The 14,629-nt window shown below is 70.4% G+C and carries 17 protein-coding genes and 1 tRNA gene; 4 read left to right on the top strand and 14 right to left on the bottom strand.

Annotated elements, in window-relative coordinates:
- The gene (locus PH190_RS05540; RefSeq protein ID WP_274230499.1) at positions 1-966 is read right to left on the bottom strand and encodes a metal ABC transporter solute-binding protein, Zn/Mn family; all 966 of its coding nucleotides are present in this window, start codon (positions 964-966) and stop codon (positions 1-3) included.
- Positions 967-1,148: 182 nt separating this feature from the next.
- Here PH190_RS05540 and PH190_RS05545 point away from each other — a divergent pair, with 182 nt between their 5' ends.
- Entirely contained in the window at positions 1,149-2,237 is a 1,089-nt protein-coding gene (locus PH190_RS05545; protein WP_274230500.1) for a LacI family DNA-binding transcriptional regulator, read from the top strand.
- A 55-nt stretch (positions 2,238-2,292) separates the two neighbouring features.
- On the opposite strand, the gene PH190_RS05550 is transcribed toward PH190_RS05545, so the two are convergent.
- Positions 2,293-3,723: an alpha,alpha-trehalose-phosphate synthase (UDP-forming) gene (locus tag PH190_RS05550; protein WP_274230501.1), complete on the bottom strand. Its 1,431-nt coding sequence runs from the start codon at positions 3,721-3,723 to the stop codon at positions 2,293-2,295.
- The gene (locus PH190_RS05555) at positions 3,689-5,077 is read right to left on the bottom strand and encodes a threonine/serine exporter family protein (RefSeq protein ID WP_274230502.1); all 1,389 of its coding nucleotides are present in this window, start codon (positions 5,075-5,077) and stop codon (positions 3,689-3,691) included. The genes PH190_RS05550 and PH190_RS05555 overlap by 35 nt, the downstream gene beginning before the upstream one ends.
- A gap of 326 nt (positions 5,078-5,403) precedes the next feature.
- On the opposite strand from PH190_RS05555, the gene PH190_RS05560 reads away from it, so the two are divergent.
- A tRNA-Thr gene (locus PH190_RS05560) sits at positions 5,404-5,479 on the top strand.
- 54 nt (positions 5,480-5,533) lie between these two features.
- Here PH190_RS05560 and PH190_RS05565 read toward each other — a convergent pair.
- The 10 genes from PH190_RS05565 to PH190_RS05610 are packed head-to-tail and all read right to left on the bottom strand — an operon-like array spanning position 5,534 to position 10,763.
- Complete coding sequence (locus tag PH190_RS05565) at positions 5,534-6,688, bottom strand: tyrosine-type recombinase/integrase (protein ID WP_274230503.1); 1,155 nt, start codon at positions 6,686-6,688, stop codon at positions 5,534-5,536.
- Between the two features lie 6 nt (positions 6,689-6,694).
- Positions 6,695-6,943, bottom strand: coding sequence for a helix-turn-helix transcriptional regulator (locus tag PH190_RS05570; RefSeq protein WP_337993794.1), 249 nt, complete (start codon positions 6,941-6,943; stop codon positions 6,695-6,697).
- Positions 6,944-6,945: 2 nt separating this feature from the next.
- Positions 6,946-7,296, bottom strand: a complete 351-nt coding sequence (locus PH190_RS05575; protein ID WP_274230504.1) for a hypothetical protein — start codon at positions 7,294-7,296, stop codon at positions 6,946-6,948.
- Entirely contained in the window at positions 7,293-7,505 is a 213-nt protein-coding gene (locus PH190_RS05580) for a hypothetical protein (protein ID WP_274230505.1), read from the bottom strand. The genes PH190_RS05575 and PH190_RS05580 overlap by 4 nt, the downstream gene beginning before the upstream one ends.
- Positions 7,502-7,933: a hypothetical protein gene (locus PH190_RS05585; RefSeq protein ID WP_274230506.1), complete on the bottom strand. Its 432-nt coding sequence runs from the start codon at positions 7,931-7,933 to the stop codon at positions 7,502-7,504. The genes PH190_RS05580 and PH190_RS05585 overlap by 4 nt, the downstream gene beginning before the upstream one ends.
- Positions 7,930-9,441 carry an FtsK/SpoIIIE domain-containing protein gene (locus tag PH190_RS05590; RefSeq protein WP_274230507.1) on the bottom strand — a complete coding sequence of 504 codons (1,512 nt, stop codon included), beginning with the start codon at positions 9,439-9,441 and terminating at the stop codon, positions 7,930-7,932. The genes PH190_RS05585 and PH190_RS05590 overlap by 4 nt, the downstream gene beginning before the upstream one ends.
- Positions 9,438-9,671, bottom strand: coding sequence for a hypothetical protein (locus tag PH190_RS05595; RefSeq protein ID WP_274230508.1), 234 nt, complete (start codon positions 9,669-9,671; stop codon positions 9,438-9,440). Before PH190_RS05595 ends, PH190_RS05590 begins: the two co-directional genes overlap by 4 nt.
- A 2-nt stretch (positions 9,672-9,673) precedes the next feature.
- Positions 9,674-9,997 (bottom strand): hypothetical protein, encoded by a 324-nt coding sequence (locus PH190_RS05600; protein ID WP_274230509.1) that lies wholly within the window; start codon positions 9,995-9,997, stop codon positions 9,674-9,676.
- Positions 9,994-10,359 carry a WhiB family transcriptional regulator gene (locus PH190_RS05605; RefSeq protein ID WP_274230840.1) on the bottom strand — a complete coding sequence of 122 codons (366 nt, stop codon included), beginning with the start codon at positions 10,357-10,359 and terminating at the stop codon, positions 9,994-9,996. The genes PH190_RS05600 and PH190_RS05605 overlap by 4 nt, the downstream gene beginning before the upstream one ends.
- Entirely contained in the window at positions 10,359-10,763 is a 405-nt protein-coding gene (locus PH190_RS05610) for a hypothetical protein (RefSeq protein ID WP_274230510.1), read from the bottom strand. Before PH190_RS05610 ends, PH190_RS05605 begins: the two co-directional genes overlap by 1 nt.
- A gap of 162 nt (positions 10,764-10,925) precedes the next feature.
- Between PH190_RS05610 and PH190_RS05615 the strand changes: the two genes are divergently transcribed.
- Together PH190_RS05615 and PH190_RS05620 are read left to right on the top strand one after the other, a co-directional pair.
- Complete coding sequence (locus PH190_RS05615; RefSeq protein WP_274230511.1) at positions 10,926-11,756, top strand: helix-turn-helix domain-containing protein; 831 nt, start codon at positions 10,926-10,928, stop codon at positions 11,754-11,756.
- 200 nt (positions 11,757-11,956) lie between these two features.
- Positions 11,957-13,189, top strand: coding sequence for a DUF3644 domain-containing protein (locus PH190_RS05620; RefSeq protein WP_274230512.1), 1,233 nt, complete (start codon positions 11,957-11,959; stop codon positions 13,187-13,189).
- Between the two features lie 818 nt (positions 13,190-14,007).
- Here PH190_RS05620 and PH190_RS30730 read toward each other — a convergent pair.
- On the bottom strand, positions 14,008-14,499 hold the full coding sequence (locus tag PH190_RS30730; RefSeq protein ID WP_420791586.1) for a DUF488 domain-containing protein: 492 nt from the start codon (positions 14,497-14,499) through the stop codon (positions 14,008-14,010).
- Positions 14,500-14,629 lie beyond the last annotated feature (130 nt).

A 14,629-nucleotide genomic window follows, 5' to 3' on the forward strand; every position in this document is an offset into this window, starting at 1 on the left:
TCACGCAGGGGCCCCCAGGGCACGGGCGAGCTCGGCGCGCGTGGCGTCGAGCCAGGTCAGGTAGTCCTGCCCGGCGGGCAGTGTCTCGGTCACGTTCACCACCGGCACCCCCGCACCCGTCGCGGCGTCGCGGAGCTGGGTCGTGATGGGGGTCTCGGTCTGCGGATTGAACACCAGCGCGTCCACGCCCCGCGACGCCACCAGCTGGTTGGTCTCCGCGAGGGTGGCGGCCGGCGGGTCGGTCTCGTTCTCGATCGCCTCGCTGAACGCCGGCGGGGTGGCGTCGGCGACGCCCGCGGTGGTCAGCAGGTACTGCGCGATCGGCTCGGAGGCGAGCACGCGGGCGCCCGGACGGGCCTGCCCGATCGACGCCAGGCGTGCGGCCTGCTCGTCGACGCGGCCGGCGAACGCGGTCGCCCGCTCGCGCAGGGCGGCGGCCTGGGCGGGCTCGACGGCGGCGAGGCGCTCGGCGACCTGGCTCACGACGCCCTTCACCGCGGTCGGGTCGAACCACACGTGCTCGTTCTCCTGCGCCTGGTCCCCGCGCAGCGCGAAGGCCTCGATCGTGCGGGACTGCAGGGCCGGGTCGGCCGCGAGGATCTGCTCGACCCAGTCGTCGTACCCCCCGCCGTTGACCACGACGAGGTCGGCGTTCGCCAGGGCCGCGGCGTCGGCGGGGGTGCTCTCGTAGGAGTGCGGGTCGGAGGCCGGGTCCTGGATGATCGAGCGCACCTCGACGCCCGGGCCGGCGATCGCGCTCGCCACCGAGCCCCAGACGTTCGTCGTGGCCACGACCGTCAGCGTGCGCCCCGGGCCCGGCGCGGGCGACGGCGGGGTCGCCGCCGGCGCGGGGGCGGCGGCGGGGGTGCCGCCGGAGCCGCCGGACCCACCCCCGCAGGCGACCAGCACCAGCAAGGCCCCGAGCAGTGCGGCCACCAGGGACACGGGACGGGCACGGACGGGCACGGAGCGGCTCCTCGGGAGTGGGACGGGTCGGTCGAACGCGTCGGCTTCGACCGCAAACGATAACGGTTATCGATTGCGAGTGGGAGCGTCGGTGTCCTCCGAGCAGGTCACACCCGGCGCTCGGGGACACCCATCGGTCGCGTGGAGTGGCCCTAGATCGAAACAGTCGATACGTTCGGGAGGTGGGTGAGGCACTCGAGGGTCGCCGGTCGCGGCGGACCGCCACGCTGGCCTCGCTGGCGGCCGAGCTGGGCGTGTCCCGCACGACGGTGTCGAACGCCTACAACCGCCCCGACCAGCTCTCGCCGGCGCTGCGGCGCCGCGTGCTCGACACCGCGCGCCGCCTCGGCTACCCCGGCCCCGACCCCGTCGCGCGCTCGCTGCGCACCCGCAAGGCCGGCGCGGTCGGTCTCCTGCTCACCGAGGCGCTGTCGTACGCGTTCCGCGACCCGGTGGCCGTCCAGTTCCTCGAGGGGCTCGCGCTGGCCTGCGAGGACAACGGCTCGGGCCTGCTGCTCGTCCCGGTGAGCCCCGAGGCCGACGACCCGGGCGCGGTCGCGCGGGCCGGCGTCGACGGGTTCGTCGTCTACTCGATGCCCGACGACGACGACAACTTCCACGCCGTGCTCGAGCGCCCGGTCCCGGTCGTCGTCTGCGACCAGCCGACCGCGGTCCAGGACGTCGACCGCGTCGGCATCGACGACCACGCCGCCATGGTCGACATGGCCCGCCACCTCGCGGGCCTCGGCCACCGCAAGGTCGGCGTGCTCTGCATGCGCCTGTCGACCGAGCGCAACGACGGCTTCGCGAGCGTCGAGCGCCAGCAGCGCGCCCGCTACGAGGTCCAGCGCCGGCGCCTCGCGGGCCTGCGCGAGGGCTTCGGCGAGGCGGGCGTCGACTGGACGAGGGTCCCCGTCGTCGAGCGCTACGACCACAGCGAGTCCGCCGGCGCCTCGGCCGCCGAGCAGCTGCTCGCCCAGCACGACGTCACCGCCGTCGTCTGCACCTCGGACATCCTGGCGCTCGGCGCGCTGCGCCACGCCCGCCAGACCGGTCGCTCGGTGCCCGAGGACGTGACCGTCACCGGCTTCGACGGCGTCCCGGCCGCCGAGCGCGCGGAGCTGACGACCATCCGCCAGCCGACCCTGGACAAGGGCCGTGCCGCGGGCGAGCTGCTGCTCGACCGCGGCGACCGTCAGCGCTCCCGCACGCTCCTGCTGCCCACCGAGCTGCTCGCCCGCGTGACGTCGGGCCCGGCCCGCGAGGTCTGAGTCGCGGTTACTGGCTGGTATCGCCCGCTCGGCGAGCGATACCAGCCAGTAACCGTCAGGACCCGACGCCCAGCGCCTCGAGGAACCCTGCGGCCCAGCGCTCGACGTCGTTGGCCAGCACCTGCTCGCGCATGAGGCCCATCCGGCGGCGGGACTCCTCGTGGTCCAGCGACGCCGCGGTGACGATCGCGTCGCCGACCGCGTCGATGTCGTGCGGGTTGACGAGGAACGCGCCCTCGCCCAGGTCGTCGGCGGCGCCGGTGAACTCCGAGAGCACCAGCGCACCGTCGCCGTCGGGGCGCGAGGCGACGTACTCCTTGGCGACGAGGTTCATGCCGTCGCGGTAGGGCGTCACGAGCATGACGTCGGCGGCCCGGTAGAAGGCGACGAGCTCGTCGCGGGGGGTCGACCGGTGCACGTAGTGGATCACGGGGTGGCCGATCGAGCCGTACTCGCCGTTGACGCGCCCGACGGTGAGCTCGATGTCGTCGCGCATCTCGGCGTAGTGCTCGACGCGCTCGCGGCTCGGCGTCGCCACCTGGATGAGCACGGTCTCGGCGGGATCGAGCCGCCCGTCCTCGAGCGTCTCGGCGAACGCCTGCAGGCGGACGTCGATGCCCTTGGTGTAGTCGAGGCGGTCCACCCCGAGCAGGACCGTGCGCGGGTCGCCGAGCTCGTGGCGCAGAGACCGCGCCCGCTCGGCGACCTCGTCGCCGCGGGCCGTCTCGTCGAGGTGCCCGGCGTCGACGGAGATGGGGTGCGCGCCGACGGTGATCGTGCGCCCGTCCGGCGCGGTGACGTGCCCCGACCCGCCGTTCACGGTGATCGGGGCGTCGTCGGCCGTCGCGTCGGTGAGCCGGGCGGCGACGCGCCGGAAGTTCTCGGCGCCCCCGACCGTCTGGAACCCGACGACGTCGGCCCCCAGCAGGCCCTCCACCACCGGGCGCCGCCACGGCAGCTGGGCGAACAGCTCGGCGGGCGGGAAGGGGATGTGCAGGAAGAAGCCGATGCGCAGGTCCGGGCGCCGGTCCCGCAGCATCTGCGGGACGAGCTGGAGCTGGTAGTCCTGCACCCAGACGGTCGCGCCCTCGGCCGCGGCGTCGGCGGCGGCCGCGGCGAAGCGCTCGTTGACCGTCCGGTAGGCCTCCCACCAGGAGCGCTCGAACCGCGGCCTCGCCACGACGTCGTGGTAGAGCGGCCAGAGGGTCGCGTTGGCGAAGCCCTCGTAGTAGGCGGCGACCTCGTCGGCGCTGATCGGCACCGGGCGGATGGCCATGCCCTCGTCGTCGAACGCGGACGGCGCGACGTCGGGCTTGCCCGGCCACCCCACCCACGCGCCGCCGCGCGAGCGCAGCGTCGGCTCGAGTGCGGTGACCAGGCCCCCCGGGGCGCGGCGCCACTCGCCGTCCTCGTCGAGGTCGAAGGGCAACCGGTTGGCCACCACCAGCAGGTCAGAAGACCCGGGGGCGTCCTCGGCGTGCGTCACGTGCTCTGTCCTCCGCGGTGACTCCGGGCAGCAGACGGCGGACCAGCCGCTGCAGGGGCCAGCCGATCTGCTCCCCGACCGAGACCCCGGCCGCGAGGGCGAGACCGAAGGTCAGGGCCAGCAGGATCGTCACCGCGCCCTGGGCGACGCTGCCGTACGCGAGCTGGGAGAACCCGCGGTACATCGTCAGACCCGGCAGGAGCGGCGTGATCCCGGCGATCACCAGCACCAACGGAGGTGTACCCAGTGCGCGGGGCAGGAGCATCGCCACGAGGCCCAGCGCCGCGGCCGCGAGCGCGGCGGCGACGACCTCGCCCGCCCCGACCAGGCCGAGGATCGCGTAGGCGGCCCACGCCGTCGCCCCGGCCAGCGCGGCCAGCGGCAGCGACCGCCACGGCGCGTAGGCCGAGAGGGCGAAGAGCATCCCGGCCGCCGCGGCCGCGAACAGCGACAGCGGGTGCAGCGACGGCAGCGGCCCCGGCGGGACCACGGCCGCGTAGGCGCCGGCGTCGGTGCCCAGGATCGTGCCGACGAGCTTGATGCTGACGACGACCCCGACCAGCAGCCCGGCCGACGCGATGACGACCTCGACGACGCGCCCCGCGGCCGTCAGCGGGAAGCCCGAGATGGCGTCCTGCACCAGGCCGACCAGCGACAGCCCCGAGAGCAGCACGACGATCCCGGCCGCGATGACGAAGACCGGCGAGTCGTCGAGCGTGCCGGTCCAGGCCAGCGACGTCGCGCTGAGCGTGACGATGGCGGCACCGACCATCTGTTGGAAGAACATGGGCACCCCGCGCCGGCCCAGCCAGCGCGCGACCGCCCAGATGACGCCCGTCGCGACGGTGGCCAGCGCGGCGACGACCCAGCCGCCGCCGAGCAGGAACGCGACCGCCCCGGCGAACAGCGACCGCGCGATCCCCGCGACGAAGCGCGGGTACGGGTGGTTCGCCCGCACGGCGTTGCCGAGCCGGGTGGTCGCCTCCTCGACGGGCGTCGGCTCCTCGCGGTCGACGATGGCGGTGATGATGTCGTCGACCTCGGTGAGGCGCGTGTAGTCCTGGGTCCGGTAGCGGACGTTGCGCATCGTCGTCACCGGACCGGCCTCGTTGCCGCGGTGGCAGCACATGGTGATCGTCGAGAACGCGATGTCGACGTCGCAGGTCGGCAGGCCGTAGGCGCGCGCGATCTCGATCATCGTGTCGTGGGCGACGGCCGCGCCGGCACCGGTCGCGAGCTGGACCTCGCCGATGCGCAGCGCGAGGTCGAGCACGCGCAGGACCAGCGCGTCCTCGGCGACCTGAGGGCCGGTGACGGCCGGCAGGAGGTTGTCGCGGACCGTCGGCGCGTCCACGGAGCGCCGCAGGTCGGGTGTGACGGGGAACTGTCGACGGAGCGAGCCTCGTGCTCGCTGGGCCACCCCCACGGGCGGACCTTCCTCTCCTCGCTCTCCGGTGTGCTCGGGCCGCGGACGGTGCACGCCGGGAATCTTCATCCAGCCACCTGCGCAGACGTGTGGGAGTCGATCGTGGTTGCCGGGCCGGGACGTGCCCCACGTCCCACCCGACCGGGCCCGCCAGGGGCCCCCGCCCGCCCACCGTGCCGACGCACGAGGTTACGGCCCCGCGCCTGTGGGCGGGGTCTCTCCGCGGGCTCCGGCTCTCGTACGATGGCCCGCGTGCCGGCGTAGCTCAATCGGCAGAGCGCTCGCCTTGTAAGCGAAAGGTCCGGGGTTCGATTCCCCGCGCCGGCTCCATCGTCGCAGCTCAGGCGAGTTGTTGGGTTGTGACCGCAGTGATCGACCCACGTCTTACTCACCGGATTCCTCCTCGTCGTGCCAGGCGTCGAGGGCCGCGGCCGCGCCGGGGTTGGCGATCCGTCGCCCCAGGTAGTGGTTCTGGGTCATCGAGACGTGGGCGTGACCGAGCTGGTCGGCGATGGCGCGAGGGCTCTGGCCGGCGTAGTCGAGGATCGTGGCGCAGGTCCGCCGGAACACGTGGGTGGTCACCCAGGCGAAGCCGTCGCTGCCTCGGGCCTCGCGGAAGGCCCGGCGCGTGTTGGACGGGTCGCGGTATCCGCCGAGGGTGTCCGGGAAGACCGGTCCCTCGGCGTCGCCGGCTCGGTAACGCCGCCCCAGCATCGAGCGGAGGAACCCCGGCAGGATCAGGAGCCGCTCACCGGTCTCGGTCTTGGTGGTCTTGCGGACCAGGCCGACACCCGTGACACGGATGAGCGTGTGCCCGACGTCGACGGTTCCGGCGTCGAGGTCCACCTCCGACCAGTCCACGGCCAGCGCCTCACCGACACGGACCCCGGTTCCGATCATGAACAGGCACAGGTCAGGGAGATCCTTCTCGACCGCTGTCTCGTCCGCCCTGAGCTGCTTGAGCCAGGCACGGCACTCGTCGAAGGTGAGCGCCCGCGTCGCCTTGCGTCGATTGGTGTTGATGCGGCCGACGTCCCGCACCGGATTCGAGGGGATCGCTCCGTGCCGCACGGCGACCCCGAGCACGCCCGAGAGCACCGTCCTCGTGAGCTTCGCGGCGGCCGGGCCCCGTTCCGTTCGCACGGTCTGGATGAACGCGTCGAGGACGGGAACGGTGGCCTCTCGCAGCCTCAGCTCACCGACGCCGGGGAGGATGATCCGGTCGAGCTGGCGCCGGTAGTGCTCGGCCGTGCTCGGAGACCGGTCGCCGGCTTCGGCCGCCACGTCGATCTTCTTCAGCCACTCGGGGACGACCTCGCGAATCCTGGTCTCCGCGGTGACTCCTGTGCCAGTTCGTGCTCGGTCCTTGAGCGCCGCCTTGAGGTTGTCCCTGGCCTTGGTCTTGCTGGTGCCCCGGCGCTCGACCTGCCGGGCCTGGCCATCCAGGTCACGGAACAGCGCTCGTGCGACGTAGTTGCCGGGCTCCCCGCGGACGGTGATCTGCCCGTAGCTCCCGATCGGGATCGAGGGTCGTGGCATGGCCGATCAGCCCCGCTCGGTGTCGTCAAGGCCCTCGAACCACGCTCGGACCTCGGCGGGGTCGTAGCGCAGGTACCGGCCCACACGCCTGCCGCGCGGGCCGTACTTGGTGTAGCGCCACTGGTAGATCGTCCGGAGCGGGACGCAGAGGAAGCTCGCGACGTCCTCGGCGCCCCAGAGACGCTCGGGGCGGGTCGACCGTGTCGCGGCCCTCGGTCGCTCACCAACGGGCCGGACGACATCGTGGGTGGTCATGGCTAGTCCTCCTGGTTCCGTCGTGCGAGGTGCGTGAGCTGGCCGAGGGCTCGCTCGAGGTGGGCCGTCACGGGCTCGAGGGCGGCTGCGGCCTCGTCGAGCTCCGACTGCGCCTCGAGCAACGTCATAGCGGGATCAGAGCCGCGGTCGTCGCGGACGCGGGCCGCCTCCGCACGCCCAACACAGCGGCCGAGGTAGCGCAGGAGCTGGGGCAGGCGACCGGCGATGGTGTCGAGCTGGAAGACCGCCGAGTGGACGGCGTGCACGTCGACCAGGCCGTGGTACGAGACGTGGTTGGCCTGGCTGATGCCGCGGGCTGCGCGGTCGAGCGGGTACCACAGCTCCTCGATCATGTGCGCGCTCCAGCCGAGGCGGCGGAGAGGGCGTCGCCGATGCCGGTGGCGATGGCGCCCAGGACGTCGCCGGTGCCGGTGACGAGGCCGGGGGCGACGACGGCGAGCAGGGCGACGGTGATGACGCCGAGGACGACGGCGGCGCCGACGGCACGGGTCTGGGCGGCGATCACCGTGAGCAGGGCGGCGATGATGACGGCGGCGATCACGGGCGCTTCCCTCCGGGCTCGGCGCGGTCGAGTCGGACCGCGTGGACGTGGTGGAGCTGGCGAGGCTCCGGCTGGGATTGGGGCGCGAGCTGGCGCTGGCGATGGGCTTCGAGGGCGCAGTCGGTGGCGGCGGTGAAGGCCTCCACCACGGGCGCCTCGCGGAGGGCGCGTCGTCGAGCTAGTAGGACCCAGCCGGCGGCCGTGAGGGCGCCGAGGACCAGGACGATGGCAACGCCCCAGCCGACGACGCGGTTGGCCTCGGCGGTGGTGGCGGTGATGCCGCGGACTCCGGCGTCCAGAGCGCGGTAGCCGGCCACACCGAGGACGACCAGCGCGATCAGGCCGACGAGTGCGCCGAGGCCTCCTGAGCGGCCGCGCGTGCTGGCGCCGGTGATGCAGATGATGTTGATCAGGCCGGTCTGCCTCATGCCGCCTGCCCTCCCGAGGTGGAGCCCCCGGAGCGCTTGGCGCGGGTGGCGAGCGGAGGGACGTCGACCCGCTCGGGCGCCGGATACTCGGCGGCCAGGTAGGCGAGCTCGGCGTCGGACACCCAGTCGGCGCGGACCTTGATCGGCTGGCGCTTGCCGCCGTCCTCGTCGACGACGAACCCCATCCCGGGGCAGGCCTCTGGGATGGCGTCGCAGCGCGCACCGCGGTCGTACGCCGAGTCGGAGAGGACCATGCGGGTCTCGACGTCGGAGTCCAGCCGCAGGGCGACGCGGTAGCCGAACATGTCGCGGAACGACAGGACTTCCTTGCGGGGGTCCTGCACGCACCCGATGACCACGACGCCCGGCGCGCGGCCCTGGGAGAGCATCCGGCGCACGGCGGCGCTGGCGCGATCCTTGAGCTCGCGGTTGGCGATGTAGGTGGTCAGCGCGAGCAGCTCGTCGACGAGGATCACGTAGAGCGGGTAGTCGCCGAACATCCGCGCGAGCAGCTTCCGCACGTTCCCGCCCAGCGCCTCGGCGCGCTGGCGCATCAGGTCAGCCGCGAACTCGAGGGCGGCCACGAGGTGCTCGTCGTCGCCGTAGGCGAGCATGTAGAACAGCTCGGAGACCATGCGGTACTCCATGCCGCCCTTGGGGTCGACCCCGACCAGGCGCACCTTCCCGGCCGCGATGGCCGGCGCGAGGGCGCGGATGATGCAGGCGACCAGCCCGGACTTGCCGGCGCCGGTCAGCCCGGCGATCAGGACGTGGGTGCCCATCAGGCGCAGCCACCAGGGTTCGCCGTCCTCGCGCCGCCCGACCCTTGCCCACTGGAAGTCCGGGGTAACCAGGTTGTCCCGCTCGTCCTCGTCCTCGGCGAGCATGTCGCGGTAGACGACCCGGAGCAGCACCCACCCTTCGCGGGTGGGGTGGGCCAGGACGCGGACCTCGAGGGCGCACCACTCGCAGGCCAGCGCGTCGGCCTGGCGGGCGATGACGCCGGGGGTGACGCCGGCGCAGAGCTGGACGTGGAGCTGGTCGACGTGCTCACCGAGGCTCACCCAGAGCAGGCGGGGGACGATGACGCGGTGGGAGGCGTCGGTGGCCTTGACCCCGGTGGCGGCGCACACGTCGTCCCAGGACCAGCGGTAGCGGGTGCGGCGCACGAACCGGCGCAGCCGCGAGACCACCCGGGTCTCCCACGAGGCGGGGGAGCTGCGCGACCACAGCCGCGCTACCAGCGCCCCGACCAGGACGACGACCAGCAGCCCCCACGGACCGAGCGCGAGCCAGGCGAGGGCAGCGACGGTGAGCGCGGCGCCGAGTGCGGGCACGTAGAGCGCCGCCCAGACAGTCATGACGGTGAGCCAGCCGGCCCACCAGCCGGCGGTGAGGCTCCAGCGAATGAGTCGGGAGCGCTCGTGGAGGCGCTCCATGCGCATCACGTCGGCGCGGGTGCGGATGGTCTGGCCGCGCCACAGTCGCGCGGTGGTGATCTCTCTCATCGGGCTCGCCCCCCGAGCCCGCGGCGGGTGACGCGGGCGCTGGGTCGGTCCTTGGGGGCGTGGTTGGCGAACTTGCCGCCCTTGCCGTTGCAGGCCCCGCACTTGCCGTAGGAGCGCTCCCAGCCGCGGGAGGTCCAGGTGCGCTGGGCGCAGGAGCCGGAGCCCTGGCAGGCGGTGCAGAAGTGGTAGCCGCCGGTCGTGAGGCCGGTGGCGCGCATCGGTCGAGCCATGATCAGAAACCCCTTCCGGAGTGGGACGAGCGGTGGGAGCGGCGGTTCTGGCGACGGCGGCGGACCTGCGCCGAGGGCGAGCCGGCGACCTGGACTTCGGTCACCTCCCAGGTGGAGGAGCCGCAGGCCGGGCAGACCTCGATCGACAGGGCGATCACGAGCCGGCCGTCGCGTTCGACGGGTGCGGGGGTCCACTGCGCGAGGCAGTCCCCGTCGCGGCAGGTCAGGACGAGCACGTCGAGCGCGGCCGAGGTGTCGACGTGCATCGAGGCCGTGGCGAGGGAGAACTCGGGCGTTCCGGGGCAGGGCAGCTGTCGGGTCATCACGCGGCCCTCCGCTCGACGCAGGCCGGGCACAGCTCCCCGTCGACCGCGGGCATCGGGAACAGCAGCGCGCAGGCCGGGCACGACGCGGCGTCGCCGAACGAGGCGGAGGCGCCAGCCAGGCGCAGCCGGCGCATCAGCCGACGCTCACCGGGGATGGTTGCGGCCCACACGCCGTGGTCCTCGCCGGAGTCGAGCGCCCAGGCCAGGCACTCTCTCTGCACCGGGCAGAACCGGCAGACGTGGCGGGCGGCGGCCACCTGCTGCTGCACGGCTGGCGCGTCGTCGAGGCCCTGGCCGTCGTCGGGCGGGAAGAACAGCTCCGGATCGTGGTTGCGGCAGGTGCCGCGGGTCTGCCAGCGCATCACGCGGCCTCGCCCTCGGCGGCGCGCCGATTCGGACGCTGAGGGCCGGCCACGGGCCGGATGGCCTCGGCGGAGAAGCTGACCTCGACGCCCTTGCCGCCGTTGCGGGCGGGCTTGACGCGGACCCACAGCCCGTCCAGCTCCACGGGCGAGTAGGGCGCCAGCTCGGGAACCTCGTGAGAGACGACCCGGATGCCGTGCAGCTCGTGCCGCCCGTCGCGGCCGGTCGGCAGCATCACGTCGTAGATGCGGACCGGGGCGCCGGTGGCCTCGTCGATGAGCGGCTGGCCCGAGGACCGGCGGCCGGTCGGGGTGTCCTCCCAGCGCTCCATGGTGGCGCCGTGGCCGGTCGCAATCGCGTCCAGCCGGCTCGTGTCGATCGGTGCGGAGATGTCGTACGCCATTTCGTTCGACTCCTGATGCGGGCGGCGGGGCCGCTTGTGTGGTGCATCACCAGGAGACGGCGGAGGCGGGGGACACCAGCACCACCAAGAAGGGACGTGACGGGACGTCCTCGCTCGCCTAAAGTGTCCCCATCGGCGACGAAACGTCCCAAGGAGTCCCTCATGGGAACCAACCAGCGTCTGCGCGGCTCGATCGTTTCGGCGGGTCTGAGGCCTGCTGAGCTCGCGGAACGGATCGGCGTGGACGCCAAGACGGTCGAGCGCTGGATCACGAAGGGACGTCTCCCGCACCGGACGCACCGGGTCGCCGTGGCGTCCGCCCTTGACGTCGATGAGGCCTACATCTGGCCCGAGGTGGTCGACGCGCCGGCCACGCAGTCAGCGAGCGTCGCCGAGCTCCTGGCGCTGCACCCGACTCGGGCGGCCATCCCGCACGACACGTGGGCTCAGCTCATGGTCGGGGCTCGCGAGGCCATCGACGTGCTCGTGTACGCGGGATCGTTCCTCTTCGAGCAGTACGACTTCACTGAGACCATCACGCAAAAGGCGGCCCAGGGCGTCCGGATTCGGATTCTCCTGGCGGACGAGAAGGCGCCGGCCGTCGCGCTCCGCGCCGAGGAGGAGGGCACGACCGGCGGTTTGCAGGGGCGCATCCAGCTCCACCGCCGCTATCTGCGACAGGTTCACGGCGTCCGCGGGGTCGAGGTCCGGACGCACGGGACGACGCTCTACAACAGCCTGTTCCGATTCGACCAGGACATGCTGGTCAACGGCCACGCATACGGTGCGCCGGCTGGCGAGTCGCCGGTCCTCCACTTGCGGCGTGTGCCCGGTGGGCGGATGTGGGACCACTACATGCGGTCCTTCGAGGACGTGTGGGCGGGCGCCCGTACGGAGCCCGCGCTCGGCAGGACCGGGAGTGGGGAAGCGCCACCGTTCGCCCCTGAGCTAGCTGTGGCACCCCAGCACCCTGCCGAGCCGACGTCAGACTAGACCGTGCGGCCCTTGATAACGGCCCACGTTGGCGGGAAAGCTAACGCGGCAAGAGGACGACTGGAAAGACTAACTTCTAGGACCGAACGGGTCAGCGAAGGGGCGCGTGGTTCAACGTAGCTCGAGCCAGGGTCAAGACGACCACGCGTTCATCTGACCTCGCGAGTAGAGGCAGGCCCACCTTGCGACACGCCAAGGTCATGTTCGCGGCGTGCATGGGGGTAGATCCATCTAGTCTCTCCTTCGACGGGCCCATCTACGAGCCCAGGAGATGCACCCTCACGAGCCTGAAGGCGAGAGAAATGGCGAGGCGGCCGAATTGGTGGCACCAGATGGTCGCATCAAAGAACGAGGCGACTCTCGCCGTCGATCTCTACAATCGCTCAGTGCACGATAGGCAAGTGGAGGCATTCGTCGTCCACATGACGCTCGCATGGCTGAAGTTGATTCAAGCTCTTTACATGCGGGAGACCGGCCCCTCTTACGACCTATATATTCGGGACGGGCGGAAACGGCGCCAACGGACGAAGGATGGCGATTGGCTGATGAAGCCATTGTCCTTATTGATCTCTGAGGTGATGTCAGAGCAGGACCCTAGACGCAAGAACCTCGAGTTTTTCATCGGTCTCCGCAACAAGATCGAGCACCGCTTTGACCACGAGATTGCAGCTCTCGTGGCCGGAAAGAGTCAGGCGCTCCTGCTTAATTACGAGAACTTCCTCGTGGAAAAGTTTGGGGCCACTGAAGGGCTGGCCGACAAATTGCGGTTCCCGCTATTCGTGTCGACGATAACGGGCGATGCGGTTGCCGCCGTAAAGGAGGTTCGGTCGCGAGTGCCTCGCGCTGTGCTGGATTACGTCCAGGACTTCGACGCGTCTCTTGACCCCGACACTGTCGCGGATCAAAGCTACGACTTCCGGGTTTACCTTCTTCCGAAGACCGGGCCGAAGACTCAGGCCGACGTAGCTATGAGTTTCGTTCGGCTAGAAGACCTTGACGCGGACCAACTGGCAGCCATGGACAAGATGCAGACGATCATTCGTGAGAAGCAAGTGCCGGTCTCCGGTCTTGGTGACTTGCTACCCACTACGGTCGTGACAACAGTACAAGCGCGGATCAAGAAGAAGTTTACGACGAACGACCACACCGCGGCCTGGCGATTCTGGGAGGTGAGGCCGCCCGAAGGCACCGACCATCCAGAACGGACGAAGGCAGACTTCTGTAGGTACAACGAACCATTCAAACGTTGGGTCTACACAGACGCATGGGTCGATTTCTTGACGAGAAAGATGAACGACCCAGAGACATATGAGGCTGTGACGGGTCGTCAGGCAACCGCACTTGAAGTCGATCAAGCCGAGCCGAGCTCGAAGGCGACGCTCACTGATGCTGGTAGGGCTATCGATGTAGACGAAGACGCAGGAGCAAACTAGCGGTGCCCCGTTACGATTCTATGCGCGTGCTCGTCACCGTAAAGGCCTATCCTCAACCGTCACGAACTTATGGGGAAACGGTATGTGTAGCCGGGGTCCGAATCGACTCCGCAGCGCCGAGTTGGGTCAGGCTCTACCCCGTTGCCTACCGAGAACTAGCCCTTGTCGATCGCTTCCACAAGTATCAGGTCGTCTCGCTTGACGCCTTTCGTTCCACTTCTGATAAGCGTCCAGAGAGCTACAAGCCTGTGCTTCCGAGTGCAGTCTTGGGCGATCAAATAGGTACAGGTGGACGTTGGGCAGCCCGTTGGACCTACCTCGATGCGCTCGCTGGCCAGACTACCGCTTGCGAACTTCTGCACCGACAGGGAAGGCCCGGGGCCCCGTCGCTGGGCTTGGTGAAGCCAAGAGCGGTGCACGACCTGATCGTTGAGCCGAATGAGGCGTTCACGGACGACCGCCGTCGGCTAGCCGAACTCGCAGCCCAAGGAGACTTGTTTAGCGATGATCGCTCGATCTTAGAACCCGCTCCCTTCCGGCTGAAGTACCGATATACATGCCAATCGACTCACTGTCGCAGCCACACACAAACTCTTGTCGACTGGGAAGCTGGCCAGGCAGCGCGGTCATGGCGCGAACTGTATCCGGCCGCGGAGCTACCGAGTCGCTTGCGCGACAAGTTTCTGCACGACCTCTGCTCGACGAATCGAGACACCTACTTCTTTCTTAGGAAATCAGCACCAGCATCCCACGAGCTTTCTAGTCCTCGGTGTCTTCTGGCCGCCATCGGGAAGCCGGCCTGACCCTCGACTCTTCGACTAAAGGTGCAGAACACTTAGCGACGGCTCCTGCCGAGCCAGCTCTTTCGTAACCATGTCACGATGGCAGGAACTCGCATCTCGCTCATAACAGAGCAGCACCACTGATTGGGATGCGGCGAGCGACCATAATTCGTCTAGGGCTGCCCTACCCGTGGTCGATCGGAGTATTGAGAGGAATCGCTCACGGGCTTCCGGGCACCCGACTCGATATGGCTCGCGATTATCTCTTGGGTTCCCAAGTGCAGGCATGTGCATGTACGAGACGCCCTCGCGCTCAAGGTGGTCGGCCAGCTTCCTCTTCGATAGACCGGCCTTGCGAGAGAGAGGCGTCTGACGCAGGTCGACTAACAGAGTGGCGCCGGCTGCCGCTACCGTCGTGACCAACTCCTCGGCGGTAGCGCCCTCATACCCAACCGTCGCCACTCTCACCGGTCGCTCCTCCACCATGAGTCGATCATGCCGTGTCAAGCTGTCCTCTGGTGGCAACATGCCGCCGAGAGTAGGGGCCAACTTTGGGTTGGCTCGGGCGGCAGAGCTGGACAGGAGGTTGAGGCCACCCACCCGGTGCTGGCAGAGCGCGTGGCTCCCGATCCGCCGACGTGGCGAGCTGCGGTCTAAC

The organism is Actinomycetospora straminea (assembly GCF_028737255.1).
GTDB lineage: Bacteria > Actinomycetota > Actinomycetes > Mycobacteriales > Pseudonocardiaceae > Actinomycetospora > Actinomycetospora straminea.